The following is a 24,748-nucleotide window of genomic DNA, read 5'->3' as shown; positions in this document are numbered from 1 at the left end:
GCAGCGACGCCGCCCCTGCCGCCGCTGCCCGCGGCGTGGTCGTCCGCGACGGTGCCGCCGCCCCCGGGCCCACCCCTCGCCACCGGTCCCACGGCCTGGCCGCCGCGCCACTGGATGCCCGTCCCGGGCTCTCCGGGCTTCCACCCCGAACGGCCCACCGAGATCACCACCCGGCTGCGCCCCGTGCGCACCCGGCACCCCGCGCGGACCCCGGCGGCCATCGCCTGCCTCGTCCTCGGGCTCGGGCTGATGGGGGGAGCCGCCGCCGGAAGCTGGCTCGTGGACGGGTCCGCCGCCGTCGCTCCCGCGGTTGGCACCGACTACGACGGCGTACGCACCCTCTGGCACACCGTCCCCGTCGACGCGCTGTTCCCCACCACCCTCAAGGGCACCGGAGCCGGTCCCGGTGGCGCCGACCGTGTGTGGAAGAGGGTCGGCGTCGCACCCGACGGAACCTGCGCCGAGGCCCTCGACCCGCTGCTGGCCACAGTGGTGCGGCCGGTCGGCTGCGTTCGCGCGCTGCGCGCCACCTACACCGACGCCACCTCCAGCAGCGTCACCACCGTCGGCATGCTCTTCACACAGGCGGACCGGCAGGTCATGGCCACGCTCCGCGTCAGGTTCGCGCAGGAGAAGCTCGGCGAACGCGACGACCTGATGCCCCGGGCGTACCCCGTCCCCGGCACCGCCGCCGAAGGCTTCGGCGACAAGCAGCGGGCCACCTGGACGGTCAGCGTCCTGAGCGATGCCCCGGTCATCGTCTACGCCGTGTCCGGCTTCGCCGACGGCCGCACGGTGGCCGACCCGAGCCCGGCGGGCGAGGCGACCGTCGCGGGCGCCGCCTCCGCGCCCGCGCAGGCGGGGCTCGGCCACGAGGCCAAGGGCCTGGCGGAGGCCATCGAACGAGCCATGCGCGGCTCCGCGGCCACGTCGGCGGGGAAGCCCGAATGACCGCGCAGCCACCGCTTCCTCTTCCCCTGCGCCGACGGCTCGGGCGCCGGCTGACCGGTGGCGTCGCCGCCGCCCTCGCCGTCGTCCTGGTGTCCGTCGCGCCCGCCCATGCAGACAGCATCCGTGCCCGCCAGTGGGCCCTCGACTCGCTGCACCTGGACCAGGCCTGGCGGACCACCAAGGGCAAGGGCGTCACGGTCGCCGTACTCGACACCGGAGTCGACGACAGCCACCCCGACCTCACGGGTCAGGTGCTCCCGACCAAGGACCTCGTCGGCTTCGGGGCCGGGCGCGGCGACCGGGCGTGGGCACGGCACGGGACCGCCATGGCCGGGATCATCGCCGGACACGGCCATGGGCCCGGACGTGAGGACGGAGTGCTCGGCGTCGCACCACAGGTGAAGATCCAGCCGGTCCGGGTGATCCTCGAAGGCACCGACCCGTCGCGTGCCCAGGCCCGCAAGACCCGGAACTCCGCGCTCGCGGACGGAATCCGCTGGGCCGCCGACCACGGTGCCGACGTCATCAACCTCTCGCTCGGCGACGACAGCGAGTCCGCGCACCCGGAGAAGGGCGAGGACGCAGCCGTCCAGTACGCACTCGCCAAGGGTGCCGTGGTCGTCGCGTCGGCCGGGAACAGCGGCGAGAAGGGTGACCACATCTCGTACCCCGCCGCCTACCCGGGTGTCATCGCGGTCGCCGCCGTCGACCGCTTCGGCACCCATGCCTCCTTCTCCACCAGCCGCTGGTACGCCACGGTCAGCGCCCCCGGCGTGGACGTGGTCATCGCCGATCCCGACCGCAGGTACTACGAGGGCTGGGGCACCAGCGCGGCGGCGGCGTTCGTCTCCGGAGTCGTCGCTCTCGTACGGTCCGCCCAGCCCGGGCTGACCCCGGCCCAGATCAAGCGACTCCTCGCGGACACCGCCCGGGATGCGCCCAAGGACGGTCGCGACGACGCCAGGGGACACGGCACCGTGGACCCGGTGGCCGCGCTCAAGGCGGCGGGCAGGCTCGCGCAGGGCGAGCCGGAGGCCGCGTCCGCGCCGGGCTACCGGCAGCGCTACTTCGGCACCGGCCCGGCGCCCGCGCCGGACACCGGTGCGGCAGGCGGGCTGCTCGTGCCTCTCGCCGGGGGCGGCGGTGCGCTGCTGATCGTCTGCGCGGTGGTGCTGTGGCGCGGTGGACGCCGCCGTACCTGAACGGGGCCTGAAAGAAGTCTGACGCGCGGCCTCCACCGGCGTACCGGAGCTCACAGGTCGCCGTCCTACCATCGCGCGCATGAAGGTGACGACCTCGGGGGCGAACGCCCGGCGGCCACGCGCCAGGATCCTCCTCGTCGAGGACGACGAGCCCATGGCCGAGCTGCTGGAAGCGTCTCTGCGGCACGAGGGCTACGAGACCGTCACCATGACGAGCGCCCGTCAGTGCCTGTCAGCGGGCCCGGCCCCCGAGTGCGATCTGCTGCTCCTCGATGTCACCCTGCCCGACATCGACGGGTTCGAGCTGTGCGGGCGACTGCGCAGGGCCGGCTGCGAGCTGCCGGTCATCTTCCTCACCGCCCGGGACGGCCGTGCCGATCTGCGTGCGGGATTCGCCCAGGGCTGTGACGACTATCTGACGAAACCGTTCAGCCTGGAACGGTGTGACAGTGCGCCGACCTCGACGAGTGCCATGGGCGCACCGGCAAGGTGGTGTGGAACGGCAGGGAGAGGACGATCTACCACTACAGCGCCACCCTGGAGTTCCCCTACACCGTCGGCTGCTACCGCGGCACACCGGTCGACGCCCCGAAGCACGACCGCACGGGGAACAGCCAGCGGGGTGGGCGGCAGCGCCCGGTCCAGGGACAGAACCAGGGACAGGTACAGGAGCAGGGGCGAGGTCGTGGGCGGGGCACGGGCCAGGGACAACAGGGCCGGGAGGGGCACTGATGCTGCACTAGGCTCGTCGCGTGGCGCTCAAGAACATTCCCGACTCCCCGTTCCCCGACGACGACGGCTCCGCCGACCCCGCCCTCACCGCGGCGCTCGCAGCCTGGGCCGAGGACAGGAACGACGAAGGTCCCGTCCTCGAGGCACTCAGAGGAGCCCGGTTGCTCGTCCCCGTGGTCGCGCTGCTCGGTGAGGTCGAGGAGGCCGGCGAACGGGGTGAAGCGTCGGACCAGGGCGGTGGTGGCAGACGGGGGAGCGGGCTGCGCCACGAGAAGACCAGCGACATGGCCGTACCCACGCTGACCCTGGGGGACCGCCGGGCGCTGCCCGCGTTCACCTCCAACGAGACGCTCGCCCGGTGGGACCCCCAGGCCAGGCCGGTCGCCGTGCCACTGCACCAGGCGCTTGCCGCCGCTGTGCACGAGAAGGCGGACACGCTCCTGCTGGACCTCGCGGGCCCCGTCCCTTACCCGCTGACGGGGCGGGCGCTGCTGGCCCTCGCGGAGGGGCGCACCAGCACCGACCCGCTGGCCGATCCGGCCGTACGGGAAGCGGTGCGCGCGGTGGTCGCGGCCGAGCCCGGAGTGATCCGCGCCCATCTGGGCCCCGGCAGTGCCGACGGCACCCTCGCACTGGTGCCGGGACCGGGCGTCGTGCCCGCCGAGTCGGCCCAGCGCGTGGCCCGTGCCCTCGCGGCGGACGAGACACTGCGCGCCCGCCTCGTCCGCGGTCTCGATCTGGCCGTGCTGCCCCCGGAAGCCGTGCCTCCGGGGGAACCCCTCTACGTACGCCCGTAAGCGGCACCGCATATCGTGTGGCACATGAGTGACGCGACCCCCAGCTATGAGACGCCGACCGGCGAGCCTGCCGAGTCTTCCGCGGCTCCCGACTTCGACGCCATGACCCGCGACATCGCCGAGGTGCCCGCGGTCGAAGTGATCGTCACGGTCGCGGTGAACCTGATGAGTGCCGCCGCGGTGAAGCTCGGACTGACCGAGGACGGCGAGGAGCACAAGGACCTCGACGAGGCACGCAAGCTGGTGCACGCGCTGGCCGGTCTGCTCGACGCGGGTGCCACGGAGATCAGCTCCTTCCACGCGGCTCCGCTGCGTGACGGCCTGAAGTCGCTCCAGCTGGCCTTCCGCGAGGCGTCGCTCGTCCCGGACGAGCCGGGCCAGGGCCCGGGCGAGAAGTACACCGGCCCGGTCTACGGCTGATCCGGACGCCTCCGTATCCGCTCCCCGCTCCTCCCGGTTCGCTCCCGCTGACCGGAGCTGCTAACCTGTTGTAACGACCGGTCGGGCACCTGTATGCCCGGCCCACAAGTGGAGGCTCCGAACTCCCACCTACCGCCCCTCGTAGGGCGGCGGGTCACCGGTCAGGCGGCGCCCATCGTTCCGTACGGACGATGGAAGCCGCCCGATGCAGCGCCCCGCGGTTCGCCGTGCGGTGTTCCGGTAGTCCTGGAGCCCCGCCTGTGCCCGTCGGGGCATTTTTCATGAGCCGGCGCGGTTGGTCTAACGAAAAAGACGTTGCGTGGCTGTTTTCCAGAGTGCCGCGCAGTGCTACCGAGGAGGATCCATCAGCGCCGAGCCCCGCATCAACGACCGGATTCGCGTTCCCGAAGTGCGACTTGTCGGTCCCAGCGGCGAGCAGGTCGGGATTGTTCCGCTTGCCAAGGCCCTGGAGCTTGCCCAGGAGTACGACCTCGACCTGGTCGAGGTGGCGGCGACCGCCCGCCCGCCCGTGTGCAAGCTCATGGACTACGGGAAGTTCAAGTACGAGTCGGCCATGAAGGCTCGTGAGGCGCGCAAGAACCAGGCGCACACGGTCATCAAGGAGATGAAGCTCCGGCCGAAGATCGACCCGCACGACTATGACACCAAGAAGGGTCACGTCGTCCGGTTCCTCAAGCAGGGCGACAAGGTCAAGATCACGATCATGTTCCGTGGTCGCGAGCAGTCCCGGCCGGAGCTCGGCTACCGGCTGCTCCAGCGGCTCGCGGAGGACGTCCAGGATCTCGGTTTCGTAGAGTCGAACCCGAAGCAGGACGGCCGGAACATGATCATGGTTCTGGGTCCGCACAAGAAGAAGACCGAGGCGATGGCCGAAGCCCGCGAGGCGCAGGCCGCCCGCAAGGCGGAGCGCCAGGGGCAGCCCCACTCGGTGGACTCCGCCGAGGAGCCTGCCGAGGTGCCTGCCGAGGAGCCCGCCGAGGCCTGATTCCGGGACAAACCGTCCTGGACATCAATCGATACATCTGACGCTTTCGCCTGCCGGTTTTCGAACCGGTGACGAAAGCGCCACTGACGAGGAGAGTACGGCGCGATGCCGAAGAACAAGACGCACAGCGGTGCCAAGAAGCGCTTCAAGATCACCGGCTCCGGCAAGGTGCTCCGCGAGCGCGCCGGCAAGCGCCACCTGCTCGAGCGCAAGTCGTCCAAGCTGACGCGTCGCCTCACCGGCAACGCCGAGATGGCCCCGGGTGACGCCGCCAAGATCAAGAAGATGCTGGGCATCTGAGCTTGATTTCGTGCCCCCGGGCGACGGGGGCCTCCGGGCAAAGACCGGGACCCAATCGTTTCCGGGTCGTGTGAGCACAACCGCGACCCCGCTACAAGGAGTTAACAAGTGGCACGCGTCAAGCGGGCAGTCAACGCCCACAAGAAGCGCCGGGCGATCCTCGAGCAGGCCAGCGGATACCGCGGCCAGCGTTCCCGCCTGTACCGCAAGGCGAAGGAGCAGGTCACCCACTCCCTCGTCTACAACTACAACGACCGCAAGAAGCGCAAGGGCGACTTCCGTCAGCTGTGGATCCAGCGCATCAACGCCGCTGCCCGCGCCAACGGCATCACCTACAACCGCTTCATCCAGGGTCTGAAGGCCGCCAACGTCGAGGTGGACCGCAAGATCCTGGCCGAGCTCGCGGTCAACGACGCCGCCGCGTTCGCCGCGCTGGTCGAGGTCGCCCAGAAGGCGCTCCCGAGCGACGTCAACGCCCCGAAGGCCGCGTCCGCGGCCTGACGGCTGCCTCTCGCGTCCTCCTCGGACCGTTCCGGACCCGCAGGCCTCTGGCCTGCGGGTCCGGGTGCTTCGCGGGCCGGATCACCGCCTGCTCGGTCACCCGGCCCTCCGGCCACCCGCCCACCGTGCGCCCGTGCGCAACAAGAGAAGTGAGTGTGCACCCCATGGGCACCTTCGAGCTGATCTCCCCGCGATCACCCCGTGTCGTCGCCGCCCATCGACTGGCCAAGCGGAACTTCCGGTCGAAGGAGCGCCGGTTCATCGCGGAGGGACCGCAGGCCGTACGGGAGGCGGTGGAGCACCGGGGCGGGGACGGGGAGCCGACGCTGGTGGAGCTGTTCACCACCGTCGAAGCCGCCGAGCGGTACGCGGACATCGTCGACGCGGCCCGGGCCGCCGGGGCGCGGATCCACCACGCCGCCGACAGGGTGCTGGCCGAGGTCTCGCAGACCGTCACCCCGCAGGGGATCCTCGGTGTCTGCCGCTTCCTCGACTCGCCGTTCGAGGAGATCCTCGCCGCCCGGCCCAGGCTGGTCGCCGTGCTCGCCCACGTGCGCGACCCCGGTAACGCGGGCACCGTGCTGCGCTGCGCGGACGCCGCGGGCGCCGACGCGGTCGTGCTCACCGACGCGTCGGTGGACCTCTACAACCCCAAGTCGGTGCGGGCCTCGGTCGGTTCCCTGTTCCATCTGCCCGTAGCCGTGGGCGTACCCGTCGAGCGGGCCGTCAGCGGGCTGAAGGACGCCGGGGTCCGTGTCCTCGCCGCCGACGGGGCCGGAGACGACGACCTGGACGACGAGCTCGACGCTGGCACGATGGTCGGACCCACCGCGTGGATCTTCGGGAACGAGGCATGGGGCCTGCCCGAGGAGACCCGAGCGCTCGCGGACGCCGTCGTCCGGGTGCCGATCCACGGGAAGGCGGAGAGCCTCAACCTGGCGACGGCCGCCGCGGTATGCCTCTACGCCTCCGCACGCGCTCAGCGCACCTCCGGTGGCTGCCGGGCGCGCTGAGCCGCGCTCGTGCCTCTCGGCGGCAGGACTGTCGCTCCCTCGCCGCCGCCTAGTAGGGTGACCAACTCGGGGACCCACTGCACCGGTTCGAGAGGTGGGGTACGGGGATGGCTGTCGGCACGAGCAGGCCGTCGAAGTCCGCTGCGGAGTTGGTCGGCACGTCCGTCGGGAGTCCGGCCGCGCCGTCCGCCGCGTCGGCGTACAGGGCCCCTGCCGGCCCGCCGCTGGTGGGCCTCAGCGACCTCGACATCGACCCCGACGACCTGCCCGACGGGCTCGTCGTCGCCGATGAGGCCGGCCTGGTGGTCTGCTTCAACGCTGCGGCGGTCCGGATCACCGCAACCTCCAGGGCCCAAGCCATAGGACTTCCGCTGGAGCACGTCCTGCCCCTGGAGGACCTCAAAGGACGCCGCTGGTGGCCGCTGACCGATCCGTACGGCGGCCTCGCCACCCGCGTCGGCCAGCCCGAGCGCAATCTGCTGCTGCCCGGCGTCCGCGAGGTGCTCGTCTCCGCGCGGTACATCCGGGAGACCCCCACCGGACCGGTCCGCCGGGTCGTGGTCACCCTGCGCGGCACCGAGGCCCGGCGCCGCACCGAGCGCAGTCATGCCGAGCTGATCGCGACCGTCGCCCACGAGCTGCGCTCCCCACTGACCTCGGTCAAGGGCTTCACCGCCACCCTGCTCGCCAAGTGGGAACGATTCACCGACGACCAGAAGCGGCTGATGCTGGAGACCGTCGACGCCGACGCTGACCGCGTCACCCGGCTGATCGCCGAGCTCCTCGACATCTCCCGGATCGATTCCGGGAGGCTGGAGGTCCGCCGCCAGCCCGTCGACATAGCCGCGGCCGTCGGCCGCCACATCCAGGCACAGACTGCCCGCGGCCAGTCGCCCGACCGCTTCTTCGTGCGCGTCGGGCGCGGGCTGCCCGCGCTGTGGGCCGATCCTGACAAGATCGACCAGGTGCTCGGCAACCTGCTGGAAAATGCCGTGCGCCACGGCGAGGGAACGGTCACCATCGAGGTGGCACCAGCGTCCGGAGAGCCCGGAGAGCGCGAGGCGAAGGGAACGGCCGTCACCGTGAGCGATGAGGGCCCCGGCATTCCCGAGGAGTCGATGGGCCGTGTCTTCACCCGCTTCTGGCGGGGGAGCAAGCGCGGTGGTACCGGTCTTGGTCTGTACATCGTCAAGGGTATCGTCGAGGCGCACGGCGGGACGATCACCGTCGGCCGCGGTCCCCGCGGCGGTGCCGAGTTCCGATTTATCCTGCCCGTCGGCGCCCCGGCGTATCTCGGCTGAGCACCCTCGCCGAGTCCCGCCCCGTGGACCACGGGCTCTCTCGTATACCTCACCCCGCTAAACTCGACCTTTGGCACCTTTGCGTCCTCGGTCGTCGAGCGGGGTCCCCAGCCAGCCCATCGGAAGCACGGGAAGAAATGTCGGCACCCAATAAGTCGTACGACCCAGTAGAGGTCGAGACACTGAAACCGGAAGAGATCGAGCGCATGCGGGACGAGGCGCTTGCCGCCTTCGCCGCCGCAGGTGACCTCGATGCGCTTCACGAGGCGAAGATCGCGCACACCGGCCCCGCCTCGCCGCTGGCCCTCGCCAACCGCGAGATCGGAGCCCTGCCGCCGCACGCCAAGGCCGAAGCCGGAAAGCGCGTGGGCCAGGCCCGCGGCGCCGTGAACAAGGGCCTGGCCGCCCGGCAGACCGAGCTGGAGGCCGAGCGGGACACCCGTGTGCTGGTGGAGGAGGCGGTGGACGTCACCCTGCCGTACGACCGCACCCCCAGCGGCGCCCGGCACCCGCTGACCACGCTCATGGAGCGCATCGAGGACGTCTTCACCGCCATGGGCTACGAGGTCGCCGAAGGCCCCGAGGTCGAGTCCGAATGGCTGAACTTCGACGCGCTGAACATCGCGGCGGACCATCCCGCCCGCGGTGAACAGGACACCTTCTTCGTCCGCGGCACCGGGGGCCCGGCGGGCGCCGACACGGCGGACCAGGGCTCCGGTGTCGTCCTGCGCACCCACACCTCCCCCGTACAGGTCCGCTCGATGCTGGACCGCGAGCCGCCGCTGTACGTGATCTGCCCCGGCCGCGTCTACCGCACCGACGATCTCGACGCCACCCACACCCCGGTGTTCCACCAGGTCGAGCTGCTCGCCGTGGACGAGGGCCTGACCATGGCCGACCTCAAGGGCACCCTCGACCACATGGTCCAGGCGCTCTTCGGCGAGGGCATGAAGACCCGGCTGCGACCCAACTTCTTCCCGTTCACCGAGCCGTCCGCAGAGATGGACATGGTGTGCTACGTGTGCCGCGGCGAGTCCGTCGGCAACCCGGACCGCCCCTGCCGCACCTGCTCCAGCGAGGGCTGGATCGAGCTCGGCGGCTGCGGGATGGTCAACCCGAAGGTGCTGGTCGCCTGCGGCGTCGACCCGGAGAAGTACAGCGGGTTCGCCTTCGGGTTCGGCATCGAGCGGATGCTGATGTTCCGCCACAACGTCGACGACATGCGAGACATGGTCGAGGGTGACGTCCGGTTCACCCGGCCCTTCGGGATGGAGATCTGATGCGGGTCCCGCTTTCATGGCTGCGGGAGTACGTCGACCTGCCGGCGACGGAGTCCGGCCGTGACGTACAGGCCAAACTGATTGCCGCCGGGCTCGAGGTCGAGTCCGTCGAGCAGCTCGGCGCCGGGCTCACCGGTCCCCTCGTCGTGGGCCAGGTGGCCACCATCGAGGAGCTGACCGAGTTCAAGAAGCCGATCCGCTTCTGCACCGTCGACGTGGGCCAGGCCAACGGCACCGGGGAACCGCAGGAGATCATCTGCGGCGCCCGGAACTTCGCCGTCGGCGACAAGGTCGTCGTGGCCCTGCCCGGCGCCGTGCTGCCCGGTGACTTCCGTATCGCCGAGCGCAAGACCTACGGACGGGTGTCCCGCGGCATGATCTGCTCCAGCGACGAGCTGGGCATGGGCGAGGACAGCACGCACGGCATCATCGTGCTGCCGCCCGAGATCGAGGTCGGCACCGTCGCCACCGAGCTGCTGGAGCTGTACGACGAGGTCCTCGACATCGCCGTCACCCCCGACCGGGGCTACTGCCTGTCGATGCGCGGTGTCGCCCGTGAGGCCGCCATCGCGTACCGACTGCCGCTGCGCGACCCCGCGCTGCTCGACGTGCCCGCGCCCAACTCGTTCGGCCACGCGGTACGGATCAGCGACCCGATCGGCTGCGACCGCTTCACCGCGCGCACGGTGGTCGGTCTCGACCCCGAGGCCCGCTCCCCGATCTGGATGCAGCGCCGCCTCCAGAAGGCGGGCATGCGCCCGATCTCGCTGGCCGTCGACGTCACCAACTACGTGATGCTGGAGCTGGGGCAGCCCCTGCACGCCTACGACCGGGCGCGCCTCGACGGACCGATCGGGGTGCGCCGCGCCGAGGCCGGCGAGAAGTTCACCACCCTCGACGGCGTCAAGCGTGTGCTGGACGCCGGGGACCTGGTCATCACCGACGACCGTGGACCGATCGGCCTCGCCGGTGTGATGGGCGGTGCCAACACCGAGATCGCCGACTCCGTCACCGACCCGGAGACCGGCGAGGTCCGCGGTACCACCGAAGTCGTCATCGAGGCCGCCCACTTCGACCCGGTATCCATCGCCCGCACGGCGCGCCGCCACAAGCTCTCGTCCGAGGCGTCCCGGCGCTTCGAGCGCGGTGTCGACCCGCAGGCCGCCTCCGCAGCCGCACAGCGCACGGTGGACCTGCTCGTGCTGCTCGCGGGCGGCACCGCCGAGGCCGGGGTCACCGAGGTCATCGCCCCGTCCGCGCCACGCACGATCACGATGCCCGCCGACCACCCCGACCGCGTCGCGGGTGTCGCGTACGGGCGTGAAACCGTCGTGCGCCGCCTCCAAGAGGTCGGCTGCGACGTCTACGGACAGGACGAGCTCGTCGTCACCGTCCCGTCGTGGCGGCCCGACCTGCACGCGCCGAACGACCTCGCCGAAGAGGTCATCCGGCTGGAGGGCTACGAGAACCTCCCGTCCACCCTGCCCACGCCGCCGTCCGGGCGCGGACTCACCGTCCGCCAGCGGCTGCACCGCCGGGTCGGCCGGGCGCTGGCCGGAGCGGGCTATGTCGAGGCGCTGAACTACCCGTTCATCGGGGCCGCCGTGCTCGACCAGCTCGGGTTCGGGGAGGACGACCCGCGGCGCACCGTCGTCACGTTGGCCAACCCGATCTCGGACGAGGAACCGGCGATGCGCACCACGCTGCTGCCGGGACTGCTCACCGCTCTGCGGCGCAATGCCGGCCGCGGCGCGCATGATCTGGCCCTGTTCGAGACCGGACTGGTGTTCCGCCCGACAGGGGAGGAGGCGACCGATTTCCCGGAGAACCTCTCTGTGGACCGCCGCCCCACGGACGAGGAGATCGCCCTGCTGAACGCGGCCCTGCCGCGTCAGCCGAGGCGCGTCGCCACCGTGCTCGCCGGTGCCCGCGAACAGGCCGGCTGGTGGGGCGAGGGACGCCCGGGCGACTGGGCGGACGCGGTCGAGTCGGCCCGTACGGTGGCCCGCGAGGCCGGCGTCGAGCTCGTCATCCGTGCCGACCAGCACGCCCCGTGGCACCCCGGCCGCTGCGCCGCGCTGTACGCCACGGTCGACGGCGAGGAAACCCTCGTCGGCCACGCCGGTGAGCTGCACCCGCGCGTCATCAAGGCGCTCGGAGTGCCCGAGCGGACCTGCGCGATGGAGATGGAGCTGGACCTGCTCGAGCGCGCCGGCGAGGGCGCGGTCCAGGCCCCGCGTATCTCCACCTTCCCGGTGGCCACGCAGGATGTCGCCCTGGTCGTCTCCTCCGACGTGCCGTCGGAGGAGGTCGAGAGGGTGCTGCGGGAGGGCGCGGGCGGACTGCTGGAGTCCATCCGGTTGTTCGACGTGTTCGCCGGCGCGCAGATCGGCGAGGGCAAGAAGTCGCTGGCCTACGCCCTGCGCTTCCGTGCCCCCGACCGCACCCTGACCGTCGACGAGGCCTCGGCCGCGCGTGACGCCGCGATCGCCCTCGCGACGGAACGCGTCGGGGCGGTGCTGCGCGGCGCCTGACGGCCGCCTTTGCGTGAGGGCCCGCACCCGGAGGTCATCCGGGTGCGGGCCCTTCTGCGTGAGCGGGTTGCCGCCGCACCCCCACACCGCCTGGGCACCCGGAGCGTCCGGAATCCGGGGGAAGACGCTCCGGGTCCCCACCGCGCGGGGAGCGGCGCACGGCGAAAGCGCCGTCCGTCCTGCTGCGGAGTATCGGGCAGATCAGCAGGACGGACGGCGCGGAAGCGGGCCGCCGCACTTACGAGGGGGAGCCGGCGGCCCGGCTGCCTCCTTGAGAGGGAAGTTCAGTCAACCGGCTGCGGCGCGGCGGCGGCAGAGCGTGTGCGGCACGGACATACGCACTTGTTTCACACCCCGTGCGAACCGCGCTGCACTACGCTGGCCCACACCGAGCCAACGGAGGGCCCCATGCAGCCCAACACCCTGCTCGACGCCCTGCTGGACGAGGCCGGCATCTCCCACGCGGGCCTTGCGGCCCGTGTGAACCTCGCCGGCCGGGCGCGGGGTGTGGCGCTGCGGTACGAACACACGGCCGTCGCCCGATGGCTGAAGGGTCAGCGTCCCCGGGGGCAGGTGCCCGATCTCATCTGCGAGGTCCTTGCGGCCCGGTTGCGCAGGACGGTCACCCTCGACGACATCGGTCTGGGAGTGCCCGAGGGATCCCCGAGCGCCGCGCACGGTTCGCAGCTCTCCGGCTTCGTCGAGCGTGCCACCGCCCTGTGGCGCTCCGACGAGCAGCGGCGCCCGCATGTCATCGGCGCGGCGGCGTTCACGGGCACGCCCGCTGTCATGCCGGTCTGGGAGTGGGAGAACCCACCGGATGACGCGGATGTCTCGCGCGACGGCCGTACCCGGGTCGGCCCGGCCGACATCACCATGCTGCGGGCCGCCCGTGCGCACTACGAGCTCATGTACCGCAAGGCGGGCGGGATCGCGACCCGGTCCAGGATCGTCGGTTTCCTCAACACCGAGACCGCACCGCTGCTGCGCGGTGCCTATGGCGACGCCCTGGGGCGAAGGCTGCACCGCGCCACCGGGGGACTGGTCGCCATCGCGGGTATCTGCGCCTATGACTCGGATGCACACGGGCTCGCGCAGCGCTACTTCCACCAGGCGCTGCGCCTCGCCAAGGCGAGCGATGACCGGGGCTTCGGCGCCTATGTCGTCGCCTTGCTGGTCAACCAGTCGCTGTTCATGGCGGAGTACCGGCAGGCGGTCGCCTTCGCGGAGGCCGCGCTGCGGACGGCGGGGGAGCAGATCACCCCGGCACTGGCCGCCGATCTCTCGGCGATGCAGGCGAAGGCGTACGCCCGGATCGGTGACGGCGGCAGCGCGCTGGTCTGCATCGGGCGGGCCGAGGCTGAGGCGGAGCGGATCCGCCCGGGCAGCGAGCCGGACGAGACGGGGTACGTGCAGCCCGGCCTGGTGAACGTGCAGGTGGCGGAGGCGCTGCTGAGCCTCGGGGATCTCACGGCGGCCCGTGAGCACGCCGCCGCCGCGGCCCGGGCACCGGCCCACGACCGGGGCCGGGTGCACCGGCTCGCCCTGCTGAGTCAGATCGAGCTGTGCCAGGGCGAGGCCGACCGTGCCGCGGTGACGGCGACCGAAATGGCCGAGCTGGCGCGGGGGATGGAGTCGCAGCGGCTCAGGGACCGGCTGCGGGAGGTACGGCGGCATCTCGTGGCGAACGGGTCCCCGCCTGCCACCGAGGCGGCCGAGCGCATCGACGGAGCCATGCGCGTTCCCCTGTGAGCCGGCAACTGCTGCGATATTGCCATCAACTTGTCGGTCGGAAGGTGGCAGAAACGTGCAGTGGACGAACTTAGGCGAACAAACCGTGTATCAGAACCGCTGGTTCAGGGTCGCGCTGGCCGATGTGGCCCTGCCCGACGGCCGGCACCTGGACCACTTCCTCATCCGCCTTCGCCCGGTCGCCGTGGCGACGGCCGTCAACGAGGCCAACGAGGTCCTGCTGCTCTGGCGGCACCGGTTCATCACCGACAGCTGGGGCTGGGAGCTCGCCGCCGGTGTGGTGGAGGACGGGGAGGCCATCGAGACCGCCGCGGCCCGCGAGATGGAGGAGGAGACCGGCTGGCGGCCGGGGACGCTCCGGCATCTGCTGACCGTCGAGCCGTCCAACGGGCTCACCGACGCCCGACACCACCTCTACTGGTCCGATGGGGCGACCTATATCGGTCACCCCGAGGACGACTTCGAGTCCTCGCGCCGCGAGTGGGTCCCGCTGAAGCTGGTCCCCGACATGATCGCCAGGGGCGAGGTCCCGGCAGCCGGGATGGCGGCCGGTCTGCTGATGCTGCACCATATGCGGCTGGGCTGACCACCGTCCGGGGGCGGCCGGGAGCGTGTGCGCACGAGATGGCGAACACGCTCCGACACCCCAGGGCTCAACAGGGTTCAGGAGTACGGGTAGAAGCCCGAACCCGTCTTCCGGCCCAGCCGGCCCGCGTCCACCATCCGCTGAAGCAGCGGCGGCGCCGCGTACAGCGGCTCCTTGAATTCGGCGTACATCGAGTCGGCCACCGACGCGACCGTGTCCAGACCGATCAGGTCGGAGAGCTTCAACGGACCCATCGGGTGGGCGCAGCCCATCTCCATGCCGTTGTCGATGTCCTCGCGGCTCGCGATTCCCGACTCGAACATCCGGATCGCGGACAGCAGATACGGGATCAGGAGCGCGTTCACCACGAAGCCCGAGCGGTCCTGGGCACGGATCGCGTGCTTGTCCAGCACCTGCTGGACCACGGCCTCCGCCCGCTTGATGGTCTCCTCGGACGTCGTCAGCGCCGGGATCAGCTCCACCAGCGCCTGGACGGGAGCGGGGTTGAAGAAGTGGATGCCGATGACCTGGTCGGGCCGCGAGGTGGCGACTGCCAGCTTCACCAGCGGAATGGAGGAGGTGTTCGACGCCAGAATGGCGTCCTGACGGGTCACCACCTGGTCGAGCACCTGGAAGATCTCCGTCTTGACCTGCTCGTTCTCCACGACGGCCTCGATGACGAGATCGCGGTCGGCGAACTCGCCGAGATCCGTCGTGAAGCTCAGCCGTGCCAGCGTGGCATCGCGCTCCTCCTCGCTGATCTTTCCGCGCTCGGCGGCCTTGGCGAGGGAGTTGTGCAGACGGGTACGGCCGATCTCGAGGGCCTCGCCGGTGGTCTCCGCGACCTTGACCTCGAGTCCGCTGCGGGCGCACACCTCGGCGATACCCGCGCCCATCTGGCCACAGCCCACCACTCCGACGCGGGTTACGTCGGCCACAGTTTCGGTCACTTCGTGCCTTTCGCTGGTTTTCGTGGCATTTAGCCCGGCAGGTCCTCCGTATGGTTCCGGCTGCCCACCTCGACCCCACGACGTTACTCCGAGGGTGCGTGTGCTCGGGGGGCCGGGGCGGCATGCTGTCCGAGGACAAGTAGTACAGCAAGTGAACAATCGGCACAGAGAGGTGCACGGAGTCACTTATGGGACAGATCAGTAGAAGAGGATTCGTCACGGCGGCCGGTGCGCTCACCGCGCTGACCGTGACCGGTGAGACTCCGATCCAGGCCGCCCCGGCCGCCCGCGCCACCGAGGCGGCGCCCGCCCGCCAGGGGGCTGCCGCCGCCCGGGAGTTCCGTGGGATGTGGCTCGCCACCGTCGCGGGCCGCGACTGGCCGTCCGCTCCGGGGCTGTCCGCGGCCAAGCAGCGCGCCGAACTGCTGCGTCATCTGGACGCGGCGGTCGCCAGGCGGCTCAACGCGGTGGTCTTCCAGGTCCGGCCCGCCGCCGACGCCCTGTGGCCCTCGCGGTACGAGCCCTGGTCGCAGTGGCTCACCGGCGTCCAGGGCCGCAACCCGGGCTGGGATCCGCTGGGCACCGCGGTGAAGGAGGCCCATGCCCGCGGTCTCGAGCTGCACGCCTGGTTCAACCCGTACCGGGTCGCCACTCACGGGGACCTGTCGAAGCTGGTCGCCACCCACCCCGCGCGACGCAACCCCGGGTGGGTCGTCGCATACGGCGGGAAGCTCTACTACAACCCCGGGCTCCCCCAGGTCAGGAAATTCGTCCAGGACGCGATGCTCGACGCCGTGGCGCGCTACGAGATCGATGCGGTCCACTGGGACGACTACTTCTACCCGTACCCCGTGGCCGGGCAGCAGTTCGCCGACGGGGCCGCGTACCAGCGCTACGGAGCGGGCTTCTCCAGCAAGGCCGCCTGGCGGCGCGACAACATCAACCGTCTGGTGCGGGAGATGGCCGTACGAATCAAGGCGCTGCGGCCCGGTGTCCGTTTCGGGATCAGCCCCTTCGGGGTCTGGCGCAACGCCGACACCGACCCCCTGGGTTCGAACACCGCGGCAGGTGTGGAGACATTCGACGACCTGTACGCGGACACCCGGGCATGGGTGCGCCAGGGGTGGATCGACTACATCGTGCCGCAGCTCTACTGGCACATCGGCTTCACCGCCGCCGACTACGCGCGCCTGGTGCCCTGGTGGGACGCGCTGGTGCGGGGAACCGGTGTGGACCTCTACATCGGCGAGGCGCTGTACAAGGCGGGTGACCCGGCACAGGCGAAGGCCTGGCAGGACCGCCGGGAGCTGTCGCGTCATCTCACCTTCGCCGACCGGTACGCCAACGTGCGCGGTCACTGCTTCTTCTCGGCGAAGGAAGTGGCGACGGACCGGATCGGAGCGATGGCCGCCGTAGTGGCGGATCACTATCCGACCCGGGTCCGGTCCCCACGATGAGCTGCTGATCAGCCCTTCTCGTGGCGTACGACGGTGTCGGGACCTGGGGACATCAGGCACTCGTGGCCGTCGTCCTCGAAACGGACGCGATACGGGGGAGTGCCGTGATCGCCCAGGACCTCCATGACTTCGGCGAGCCGGTCGTGCTGGCCGACGACCCGGCCGTGTACGAGCAGCTTGTCGCCCACACTCGCTTCCATCGGGCGTGACCTCCTTGAGGGGGCGCGATCGGTATTTCGAGTTTACGTCCGGGAGCGTGAGGCGCATCACTCCGGAGCGATGGTGGAGCGGCGGCGCCCCGGCGCCGCTGCTCCCTCGGAGTCGCGGACTCCTGAGGGTCGGTTGCAGAGACCGGCCGAGGTCTGGGGTGAACTTCACTAACGGTGAGTAACCTCTCTTGACCTGGGGAGCCCGCGGCCTCACGATCCCGCCATGAGTGTTCGGGTCACCCTCGTCACCGCCGCGCGCAGTTGCCCGCGGCTGGCCGAGCGCTTCGACGACGACCGGCCGCTTGACGAGGCCGGCTGGTACGAGGTCCAGCTCGCCGCGCGCCAGCTCGTGCCGCTCGGTGCCGCGGAACTGCGCTACTGCTCGCCCACGGCCCGGAGCAGGGCGACCGCCGACGCGCTCGGCTACGCCCCCCTCGCACAACCCGCTTTGAGCGACTGCGACATGGGCCGCTGGCGCGGCTACACGCTGACCGAGGTGGCTGCCAGGGAGCCAAACGCCGTCGACGCCTGGCTCACCGATCCGCGCTCCGCTCCGCACGGGGGAGAGCCGCTCCTCGGCTTCATCAACCGGGTGGGCGGCTGGCTGGACACCCGTCCCGTGGACGACGGCGGATCGGTGCTGGCCGTCGCCGAGCCCGCCGTCGTACGGGCCGCTCTGGTCTACGCCTTGAAGGCCCCGCCGTCGACGTACTGGAACGTCGACGTGCGCCCGCTGTCCACCGTCGTGCTCACCGGGCGATCGGGCCGCTGGAACCTACGCCTGGAGACTGGCGGCTGAGCAGGAGCGGGGCGCCCGCTCCCCGGCAACCATCACGACACTGCCCGGGGCGCCGGATTCCTTCATACGGGTCAGCAGATGGCGCACGGCCCAGCCCACTGCCCCGGTCGCCAGGCCGAGGCCGCCCTCGCTCCCGTATGCCGCCTCCGTTCGCAGCCAGTGCAGGCCGTCCTCCGCGGCTTCCTCGCCGACCGGGATCACCAGGTCGAGCAGCTCCGGACGGAACGCGGGCTCCGTGCGGGGCCGGCCGAGCCCGGGGATCGCGGACGGCAGGCCGGTCGTGTAGTCGGCGCAGCCATTCGCCCAGGCCGGGAAGTACGCCGAGTACTCCGCGTCCACCCCTGCCACCCGCGGCCGGCTGCCGTCACCGCCGAGTGCGCTCGCGTAGCGGCCGAGCGTCGCGGTGGTCGTGCCCGTGCCCATGCCCGCCACCAGCCAGGCCGGCTCGGATGCCGCCGTATCAGCGAGCTGGCCGAACAGCTCCCGGGCGAGATCCGGCAGCGGACAGCGGGCGATCGCCCGCTCCGAGTCGGCGAAGTGGTCCAGAAAGTGGCCGCCGAGGCGAGCCGCCAGCCCGCGGGCCTCTTCCTGGAGGTCGGCGGGCACCGTCGCGATACGCCAGCGGCCACCGTGACGCTCGACCGACTCCCGTACGGACGGCGGCGTCTTGGCGGGCACCAGGGCGACGAACGGCACACCGACCCGGTGCGCGCAATACGCGCCCGCCACCGCGGCGGGCCCGCCCGTCCCCATCACCACCGTCATGTCCTCGCGCACGGCGCCGTCCAGGATCGCCTCGCAGAGCAGCGCCCGCACCAGCCGATGCTTGAGGGTCCCCGAGGGGTGAGCGGACTCGTCCTTGACGTACAGCTCGGTCGTCCATCCGGGTGACCCGGTCTCGCCGGCGGTGCCGCTCGCCCGGAGTAGCGGCGTCGGTCGCGCGTCCGCGCACAACTCACGTACCGCTTCAGCCGCCCAGCCGTTCTCCGCACGCACCATGCGCCTATGATCCCCGCCCGCCCCCGGGCTCGCCTGGTCGGCTCGTCCACACGGACCTCATGCGACCCCTTGCTGAATCTATCGACTATCGATAAATTCACATCGTGATTCGATTGATGGTGAGGGAGGGGCGATGGGGAAGCTGACCGTGCTCGCACTGCGCGGTGTGATGGTGGCGCTGCTCGCCGGCTCGCTGTTCGTGCAGGCCGTGATGGTGCCGCTGCTGGCCATCGACATGGAGGAACTCGACACGGAGGTTGCCCACCTGCGCACGCCGACCCTCGTGATCACGGTCCTGGGGCTGGTGGCGGCCCAGATCGTCCTGGTCTGCGTGTGGCGTCTGGTGACGATGGTGCGTCGGGGGACCGTGTTCTCCCGCGGTGCCTTCCGGTACGTGGACGTCGTCACCGGCGCGTTCTGCGCCGCTGCTCTCCTGGTCTTCGCGTTCGGGGTGGTCCTGGCCCCGGGCGAGGCCGTCCCGCCGGGCGTCGTCCTGCTGGTCGGCGGGGTGGGGCTGGCCGTCCTCGGCGTCGCGCTCGTCGTCCTCGTGCTGAGGATGCTGCTCGCCCAGGCTGTCGCACGCGATGTCGAGGCGAAGCGGATGCAGGTCGAGCTGGACGGGGTGATCTGATGCCCATCGCGGTCGACATCGATGTGATGCTGGCCAAGCGGAAGATGTCGGTCGGCGAACTCGCGGAGCGCGTCGGCATCACGCCCGCCAATCTGGCGGTGCTCAAGAACGGCCGGGCCAAGGCCGTCCGCTTCGCGACCCTCGCCGCGCTCTGTGGGGCGCTCGAGTGTCAGCCGGGCGACCTGCTGCGCTGGGAGGCTCGGGGCGCCGAGGACACCGAAGGCGGGTGAGGGGCGGCGACGTGATGCGATGGCGCGCCGGCAGGGCCCGGCCCTGACACGCGGGCGCTCCGCCCGGGCATGGCCGCCAGGCGGAGCGCCCGGGCGTGCGGCGCGTCAGCTCACCCGAACTGGCCGGGCTGGTAGTCACCGGCGGGCATCTTGAGCATGACGTTCACGCGGTTGAAGGTGTTGATGACGGCGATGACACCCACCAGTGCGGCGAGCTGCTCCTCGTCGTAGTGCTTGGCGGCATTGGCCCAGACCTCGTCCGGGACGCCCCCGGCCGCGTCGGCGACGCGGGTGGCCTCCTCGGTGAGCTCGAGCGCCGCGCGCTCTGCCTCGCTGAACACCGTGGCCTCCCGCCAGGCGGCGACCAGGTTGAGGCGCTCCGCGGACTCCCCGGCGTGCACGGCGTCCTTGAAATGCATGTCGGTGCAGAAGCCGCAGCCGTTGATCTGACTGGCGCGGAGCTTCACCAGCTCCTGTGTCGGGAGGGGCAGGGTTGATTCCCCGAGCGCCTTGCCTGCGGCGACAATGTGCTTGACGGCCTTGCCCAGGACCGGGCTGGCGAAGGGGTTCAGACGGGCTTCCATGGTGTGCTCCTCTGCGGTGTTCGGCGGTTGCACACTTCTGACGGAACGGCTCGGGCGGTTGTGACAGGAACCCGTGTGGCGTGTGCCACTCCCGCTGCGCGAGAACACGTTGCATAGGTCTGCGAAGTTACGTATAGTCATGCCATCGAGCGCGGAGGATCCGATGGTGGTACGTACAGCAGTCGCGGGAGCGAGCGGATATGCGGGCGGAGAGCTGCTCCGGCTGCTGCTCACCCATCCCGCCGTCGAGATCGGCGCGCTCACGGGCCACTCCAACGCCGGGCAGAAGCTCGGGACCGTCCAGCCGCATCTGCTGCCGCTGGCCGACCGGGTGCTCGAACCCACCACGGCCGAGGTGCTCGCCGGACACGACGTCGTCTTTCTGGCGCTGCCGCATGGCCAGTCCGCCGCCGTGGCCGCACAGCTCGGCGACGAGGTGCTGGTCATCGACATGGGCGCCGACTTCCGGCTCAGGGACCCCGCTGACTGGGAGCGGTTCTACGGCTCGGCCCATGCGGGGACCTGGCCCTACGGCCTCCCCGAGCTGCCGGGTGCCCGGGCCGCGCTGGCGGGGTCCAAGCGCATCGCGGTTCCCGGCTGCTACCCGACGGCCGTCTCGCTCGCCCTCTTCCCGGCGTACGCGGGCGGTCTCGCCGAGCCCGAGGCGGTGATCACCGCGGCGAGCGGCACCTCGGGCGCTGGAAAGGCGCTCAAGCCGCATCTGCTCGGCTCCGAGGTGATGGGCTCCATGAGCCCGTACGGAGTCGGTGGCGGGCACCGCCACACACCCGAGATGATCCAGAACCTCAGCGCGGTCGCGGGCGAGCCGGTCACCGTGTCCTTCACCCCGACCCTCGCGCCCATGCCCCGCGGCATCCTCGCCACATGCAGCGCCAAGGCCAAGCCGGGGACCACGGCCGACGCGGTGCGCGCCGCCTACGAGAAGGCGTTCGCGGACGAACCGTTCGTCCATCTGCTCCCCGAGGGGCAGTGGCCCGCAACGGCGTCCGTCTACGGTTCCAACGCCGTTCAGATCCAGGTCGCCCATGACGCCGCCGCCGGACGCATCATCGCGATCAGCGCCATCGACAACCTCACCAAGGGCACGGCGGGCGGCGCCGTCCAGAGCATGAACACCGCCCTCGGACTCGACCAGACCACAGGCCTTTCCACGATCGGAGTCGCACCATGACGGTGACGGCAGCAAAGGGATTCACCGCCGCGGGCATCGCCGCCGGAATCAAGGAGAACGGCAACCCCGACCTCGCCCTCGTGGTCAACACCGGACCGCGCCACGCCGCCGCCGGAGTCTTCACCTCCAACCGGGTCAAGGCCGCGCCGGTCCTGTGGTCCGAGCAGGTACTCAAGGGCGGCGAGGTCTCCGCCGTCGTCCTCAACTCGGGCGGCGCCAACGCCTGCACCGGACCCAAGGGCTTCCAGGACACCCACGCCACCGCCGAGAAGGCCGCCGAGGTGCTCGAAGGCCACAGCGCGGGCGAGATCGCCGTCGCCTCCACCGGGCTCATCGGCATCCTGCTGCCGATGGACAAGCTGCTCCCCGGTATCGAGAAGGCCGCGGCCGAGCTCAGCACCCGCGGTGGCGAGAAGGCGGCGATCGCCATCAAGACCACGGACACCGTGCACAAGACCGCGGTGTACGAGGGCGACGGCTGGACCGTCGGCGGCATGGCCAAGGGCGCCGGCATGCTCGCTCCAGGCCTCGCCACCATGCTCGTCGTCCTCACCACCGACGCCGACCTCGACAGCGGGGTCCTGGACCGCGCCCTGCGCGACGCCACCCGCGTCACCTTCGACCGGGTCGACTCCGACGGCTGCATGTCCACGAACGACACCGTGCTGCTGCTGGCCTCCGGCGCCTCGGGCACCACCCCCGGCTACCACGACTTCGCCACCGCGGTACGGACCGTCTGCGACGACCTCGCCCGCCAGCTCATCGGCGACGCCGAGGGCGCGTCCAAGGACATCCGTATCGAGGTCGTCAACGCCGCGAGCGAGGACGACGCCGTCGAGGTGGGCCGCTCGATCGCCCGCAACAACCTCCTCAAGTGCGCCATCCACGGCGAGGACCCCAACTGGGGCCGTGTGCTGTCCGCGATCGGCACCACCAGTGCCGCGTTCGAACCCGACCGGCTGAACGTGGCCATCAACGGCGTCTGGGTGTGCAGGAACGGCTCCGTCGGCGAGGACCGCGAACTGGTCGACATGCGCTACCGCGAGGTGCGGATCACCGCGGACCTGGCGGCGGGCAGCGAGTCGGCCGTCATCTGGGCCAATGACCTCACCGCCGACTACGTTCACGAGAACAGCGCCTACTCATCCTGAGAACCAGGGACAAGGGATCGATGAGCACTCGCAAGCACACCGCACTTCCCAAGGCGCAGACGTTGATCGAGGCGCTGCCGTGGCTCACCCGGCACCACGGCAAGACGGTCGTCATCAAGTTCGGCGGAAACGCCATGGTGGACGACGAGCTCAAGGCGGCCTTCGCCCAGGACGTGGTCTTTTTGCGGCACGCCGGCCTCAAACCCGTCGTGGTGCACGGCGGAGGGCCCCAGATCAGCGCCCAGCTCGACAGGCACGGGCTGATCAGCGAGTTCAAGGCCGGGCTGCGGGTGACCACCCCGGAGGCGATGGACGTCGTACGGATGGTGCTCGCCGGTCAGGTCCAGCGCGAGCTGGTCGGGTTGCTCAATCAGCACGGTCCGTTCGCCGTCGGCCTCACCGGCGAGGACGCCCGCACCATCACCGCCACCAAGCACCGCCCCACCATCGACGGTGAACTCGTCGACATCGGCCGGGTCGGCGAGATCACCACGATCGACACGGGGGCGATCACGGCGCTGCTGGAGGACGGCCGGATCCCGGTGATCTCGTCCATCGCCCGCTCAGCCGACGACGGCCATGTCTACAACGTCAACGCCGACACCGCGGCGGCGGCCCTCGCCGCCGCGCTCGGCGCCGAGACCCTGATGGTCCTCACCGATGTCGAGGGCCTCTACGAGGACTGGCCCGACAGTGACGAGGTGATCAGCCGGATCACCGCGAGCGAGCTGGAGAAGCTGCTGCCGGAGCTCTCCAGCGGCATGGTGCCCAAGATGCAGGGCTGCCTGCACGCCGTGCGGAACGGGGTCAACACCGCCCGGGTGATCGACGGCCGGGTGCAGCACTCGATCCTGCTGGAGATCTTCACGGACGAAGGCATCGGCACGATGGTCGTGCCCGACGGAACCGAACCCGACGTACCCGACGCAATCGAAGGGGCAGCCGCATGACCGACGCCAAGGCCCGGGCCCAGCAGGCGGAGCAGGGGCTTTCGCAGCGCTGGCGGGGCGCGATGATGGACAACTACGGCACCCCGCAGCTCTCCCTGGTACGCGGCCGGGGCGCGAAGGTCTGGGACGCAGAAGGCACCGAGTACCTCGACTTCGTCGGCGGTATCGCCGTGAACGCACTCGGGCACGCCCACCCCGCGATCGTCGAGGCCGTCTCGCACCAGATCGCCTCCCTCGGCCATGTCTCCAACCTGTACGCCGCCGAACCGCCCATCGCCCTCGCCGAACGGCTGCTCCAGCTCTTCGGCCGCCCCGGACGCGTCCTCTTCTGCAACTCGGGAGCCGAGGCCAACGAGGGTGCGTTCAAACTGGGCAGGCTCACCGGGCGCACCCAGATGGTCGCCACCGCGGGCGGCTTCCACGGCCGCACCATGGGCGCCCTGGCGCTCACCGGCCAGCCGGGCAAGCAGCAGCCGTTCCTCCCGCTGCCCGGCGACGTGACACACGTGCCGTACGGGGACGCCGAGGCGCTGCGTGCCGCGGTCACCACCGACACCGCCCTGGTGATCATCGAGCCGGTCCAGGGCGAGAACGGTGTGGTCGTCCCGCCCGCGGACTACCTGAAGGCTGCCCGTGAGATCACCCGTGCCACCGGCACCCTGCTCGTCATCGACGAGGTCCAGACCGGCATCGGGCGCACCGGCCACTGGTTCGCCCACCAGGCGCACGGCATCGAGCCGGACATCGTCACCCTCGCCAAGGGCCTCGGCGGCGGACTGCCGCTCGGCGCGGTCGTCGCCTTCGGTGAGGCCGCCGACCTGTTCAAGCCGGGACAGCACGGCACGACCTTTGGTGGCAACCCGGTCGCCTGCGCTGCCGGACTCGCCGTGCTGACCACCCTCGACGGCAGGCTCGACGAGGTGAAGCGGACCGGTGAGCGTCTCAGGGACGGAATCGAGTCGCTGGGCCACCCTGCGGTCTCCCACGTCCGCGGTGCGGGCCTGCTGCTGGGTATCGTGCTCAACGAGCCGCTCGCGTCCTACGTGCAGCAGGCGGCTCAGGATGCCGGTCTGCTGGTCAACGCGCCCGCCCCCGATGTCGTCAGGATCATGCCGCCGCTGATCATCGGCGACGCGGAGGTCGACGCCTTCCTCCGGGTCTTCCCCGGCATCCTCGACGCAGCACGGCACGGGGATGGACGATCCGGAGAATGAGACGACG

The 24,748-nt window shown here is 71.0% G+C and carries 26 protein-coding genes and 1 pseudogene; 23 read left to right on the top strand and 4 right to left on the bottom strand.

Annotated features, from left to right (window positions below; all coding sequences use genetic code 11):
- Positions 1-114 precede the first annotated feature (114 nt).
- From ACFV6V_RS20005 to ACFV6V_RS19935, 15 genes and pseudogenes are all read left to right on the top strand, one after another.
- Positions 115-951, top strand: a complete 837-nt coding sequence (locus tag ACFV6V_RS20005) for a hypothetical protein (protein WP_385566743.1) — start codon at positions 115-117, stop codon at positions 949-951.
- On the top strand, positions 948-2,153 hold the full coding sequence (mycP, locus tag ACFV6V_RS20000; RefSeq protein ID WP_385566661.1) for a type VII secretion-associated serine protease mycosin: 1,206 nt from the start codon (positions 948-950) through the stop codon (positions 2,151-2,153). Before ACFV6V_RS20005 ends, mycP begins: the two co-directional genes overlap by 4 nt.
- 79 nt (positions 2,154-2,232) lie before the next feature.
- Positions 2,233-2,583: pseudogene (locus ACFV6V_RS19995) on the top strand (response regulator transcription factor); the annotation flags it as partial.
- Positions 2,584-2,645: 62 nt separating this feature from the next.
- Positions 2,646-2,885 carry a hypothetical protein gene (locus ACFV6V_RS19990; RefSeq protein ID WP_385566748.1) on the top strand — a complete coding sequence of 80 codons (240 nt, stop codon included), beginning with the start codon at positions 2,646-2,648 and terminating at the stop codon, positions 2,883-2,885.
- Between the two features lie 20 nt (positions 2,886-2,905).
- A complete protein-coding gene (locus ACFV6V_RS19985; protein WP_385566659.1) occupies positions 2,906-3,682 on the top strand; it encodes an SseB family protein in 777 nt (258 codons plus the stop codon).
- A gap of 24 nt (positions 3,683-3,706) precedes the next feature.
- The gene (locus ACFV6V_RS19980; RefSeq protein WP_385566656.1) at positions 3,707-4,102 is read left to right on the top strand and encodes a DUF1844 domain-containing protein; all 396 of its coding nucleotides are present in this window, start codon (positions 3,707-3,709) and stop codon (positions 4,100-4,102) included.
- A gap of 319 nt (positions 4,103-4,421) precedes the next feature.
- Positions 4,422-5,108, top strand: a complete 687-nt coding sequence (gene infC, locus ACFV6V_RS19975) for a translation initiation factor IF-3 (RefSeq protein WP_385566654.1) — start codon at positions 4,422-4,424, stop codon at positions 5,106-5,108.
- Positions 5,109-5,213: 105 nt separating this feature from the next.
- Complete coding sequence (gene rpmI, locus ACFV6V_RS19970) at positions 5,214-5,408, top strand: 50S ribosomal protein L35 (RefSeq protein WP_017945471.1); 195 nt, start codon at positions 5,214-5,216, stop codon at positions 5,406-5,408.
- Between the two features lie 108 nt (positions 5,409-5,516).
- Complete coding sequence (gene rplT, locus ACFV6V_RS19965; protein WP_385566651.1) at positions 5,517-5,909, top strand: 50S ribosomal protein L20; 393 nt, start codon at positions 5,517-5,519, stop codon at positions 5,907-5,909.
- Positions 5,910-6,073: 164 nt separating this feature from the next.
- Positions 6,074-6,922, top strand: a complete 849-nt coding sequence (locus tag ACFV6V_RS19960) for a TrmH family RNA methyltransferase (RefSeq protein WP_385566648.1) — start codon at positions 6,074-6,076, stop codon at positions 6,920-6,922.
- 107 nt (positions 6,923-7,029) lie between these two features.
- Positions 7,030-8,223 (top strand): ATP-binding protein, encoded by a 1,194-nt coding sequence (locus tag ACFV6V_RS19955; protein ID WP_385566646.1) that lies wholly within the window; start codon positions 7,030-7,032, stop codon positions 8,221-8,223.
- A 137-nt stretch (positions 8,224-8,360) separates the two neighbouring features.
- On the top strand, positions 8,361-9,503 hold the full coding sequence (pheS, locus tag ACFV6V_RS19950) for a phenylalanine--tRNA ligase subunit alpha (protein WP_385566644.1): 1,143 nt from the start codon (positions 8,361-8,363) through the stop codon (positions 9,501-9,503).
- A complete protein-coding gene (pheT, locus tag ACFV6V_RS19945; RefSeq protein ID WP_385566642.1) occupies positions 9,503-12,037 on the top strand; it encodes a phenylalanine--tRNA ligase subunit beta in 2,535 nt (844 codons plus the stop codon). The genes pheS and pheT overlap by 1 nt, the downstream gene beginning before the upstream one ends.
- Before the next feature lie 408 nt (positions 12,038-12,445).
- Positions 12,446-13,789: a transcriptional regulator gene (locus ACFV6V_RS19940; protein ID WP_385566639.1), complete on the top strand. Its 1,344-nt coding sequence runs from the start codon at positions 12,446-12,448 to the stop codon at positions 13,787-13,789.
- A gap of 55 nt (positions 13,790-13,844) precedes the next feature.
- Entirely contained in the window at positions 13,845-14,375 is a 531-nt protein-coding gene (locus ACFV6V_RS19935) for an NUDIX hydrolase (RefSeq protein ID WP_385566636.1), read from the top strand.
- A 77-nt stretch (positions 14,376-14,452) separates the two neighbouring features.
- Here the strand turns inward: ACFV6V_RS19935 and ACFV6V_RS19930 are convergent, their stop codons facing one another.
- Complete coding sequence (locus ACFV6V_RS19930; protein WP_361285951.1) at positions 14,453-15,313, bottom strand: 3-hydroxybutyryl-CoA dehydrogenase; 861 nt, start codon at positions 15,311-15,313, stop codon at positions 14,453-14,455.
- A gap of 200 nt (positions 15,314-15,513) precedes the next feature.
- Between ACFV6V_RS19930 and ACFV6V_RS19925 the strand changes: the two genes are divergently transcribed.
- Positions 15,514-16,782, top strand: coding sequence for a glycoside hydrolase family 10 protein (locus tag ACFV6V_RS19925; protein WP_385566632.1), 1,269 nt, complete (start codon positions 15,514-15,516; stop codon positions 16,780-16,782).
- Between the two features lie 8 nt (positions 16,783-16,790).
- Here the strand turns inward: ACFV6V_RS19925 and ACFV6V_RS19920 are convergent, their stop codons facing one another.
- Complete coding sequence (locus ACFV6V_RS19920) at positions 16,791-16,982, bottom strand: DUF1918 domain-containing protein (protein ID WP_385566629.1); 192 nt, start codon at positions 16,980-16,982, stop codon at positions 16,791-16,793.
- 232 nt (positions 16,983-17,214) lie between these two features.
- Between ACFV6V_RS19920 and ACFV6V_RS19915 the strand changes: the two genes are divergently transcribed.
- The gene (locus ACFV6V_RS19915; RefSeq protein WP_385566627.1) at positions 17,215-17,790 is read left to right on the top strand and encodes a histidine phosphatase family protein; all 576 of its coding nucleotides are present in this window, start codon (positions 17,215-17,217) and stop codon (positions 17,788-17,790) included.
- Here ACFV6V_RS19915 and ACFV6V_RS19910 read toward each other — a convergent pair.
- Positions 17,767-18,789: a pyridoxal-phosphate dependent enzyme gene (locus ACFV6V_RS19910; protein ID WP_385566625.1), complete on the bottom strand. Its 1,023-nt coding sequence runs from the start codon at positions 18,787-18,789 to the stop codon at positions 17,767-17,769. The genes ACFV6V_RS19915 and ACFV6V_RS19910 overlap by 24 nt on opposite strands.
- A 133-nt stretch (positions 18,790-18,922) precedes the next feature.
- Here ACFV6V_RS19910 and ACFV6V_RS19905 point away from each other — a divergent pair, with 133 nt between their 5' ends.
- Positions 18,923-19,420 carry a DUF2975 domain-containing protein gene (locus ACFV6V_RS19905; protein WP_385566622.1) on the top strand — a complete coding sequence of 166 codons (498 nt, stop codon included), beginning with the start codon at positions 18,923-18,925 and terminating at the stop codon, positions 19,418-19,420.
- Entirely contained in the window at positions 19,420-19,650 is a 231-nt protein-coding gene (locus ACFV6V_RS19900) for a helix-turn-helix domain-containing protein (protein ID WP_385566620.1), read from the top strand. Before ACFV6V_RS19905 ends, ACFV6V_RS19900 begins: the two co-directional genes overlap by 1 nt.
- Before the next feature lie 110 nt (positions 19,651-19,760).
- Here ACFV6V_RS19900 and ACFV6V_RS19895 read toward each other — a convergent pair whose 3' ends face one another.
- Positions 19,761-20,234, bottom strand: a complete 474-nt coding sequence (locus ACFV6V_RS19895; RefSeq protein WP_385566617.1) for a carboxymuconolactone decarboxylase family protein — start codon at positions 20,232-20,234, stop codon at positions 19,761-19,763.
- A gap of 163 nt (positions 20,235-20,397) precedes the next feature.
- On the opposite strand from ACFV6V_RS19895, the gene argC reads away from it, so the two are divergent.
- Genes argC through ACFV6V_RS19875 form a run of 4 tightly spaced genes read left to right on the top strand, consistent with a single transcriptional unit; the run spans position 20,398 to position 24,741 of the window.
- The gene (argC, locus tag ACFV6V_RS19890; protein ID WP_385566616.1) at positions 20,398-21,426 is read left to right on the top strand and encodes an N-acetyl-gamma-glutamyl-phosphate reductase; all 1,029 of its coding nucleotides are present in this window, start codon (positions 20,398-20,400) and stop codon (positions 21,424-21,426) included.
- Complete coding sequence (argJ, locus tag ACFV6V_RS19885) at positions 21,423-22,577, top strand: bifunctional glutamate N-acetyltransferase/amino-acid acetyltransferase ArgJ (RefSeq protein WP_385566613.1); 1,155 nt, start codon at positions 21,423-21,425, stop codon at positions 22,575-22,577. Before argC ends, argJ begins: the two co-directional genes overlap by 4 nt.
- Positions 22,578-22,597: 20 nt before the next feature.
- Positions 22,598-23,527 carry an acetylglutamate kinase gene (gene argB, locus ACFV6V_RS19880; RefSeq protein WP_385566611.1) on the top strand — a complete coding sequence of 310 codons (930 nt, stop codon included), beginning with the start codon at positions 22,598-22,600 and terminating at the stop codon, positions 23,525-23,527.
- Positions 23,524-24,741, top strand: a complete 1,218-nt coding sequence (locus ACFV6V_RS19875; RefSeq protein WP_385566609.1) for an acetylornithine transaminase — start codon at positions 23,524-23,526, stop codon at positions 24,739-24,741. Before argB ends, ACFV6V_RS19875 begins: the two co-directional genes overlap by 4 nt.
- Positions 24,742-24,748 lie beyond the last annotated feature (7 nt).

The organism is Streptomyces sp. NPDC059828 (assembly GCF_042731955.1).
Lineage (GTDB): Bacteria > Actinomycetota > Actinomycetes > Streptomycetales > Streptomycetaceae > Streptomyces.
The sequence above is the reverse complement of the archived record's forward strand: the minus strand, read 5'-3'. Positions and strand labels throughout refer to the sequence as shown.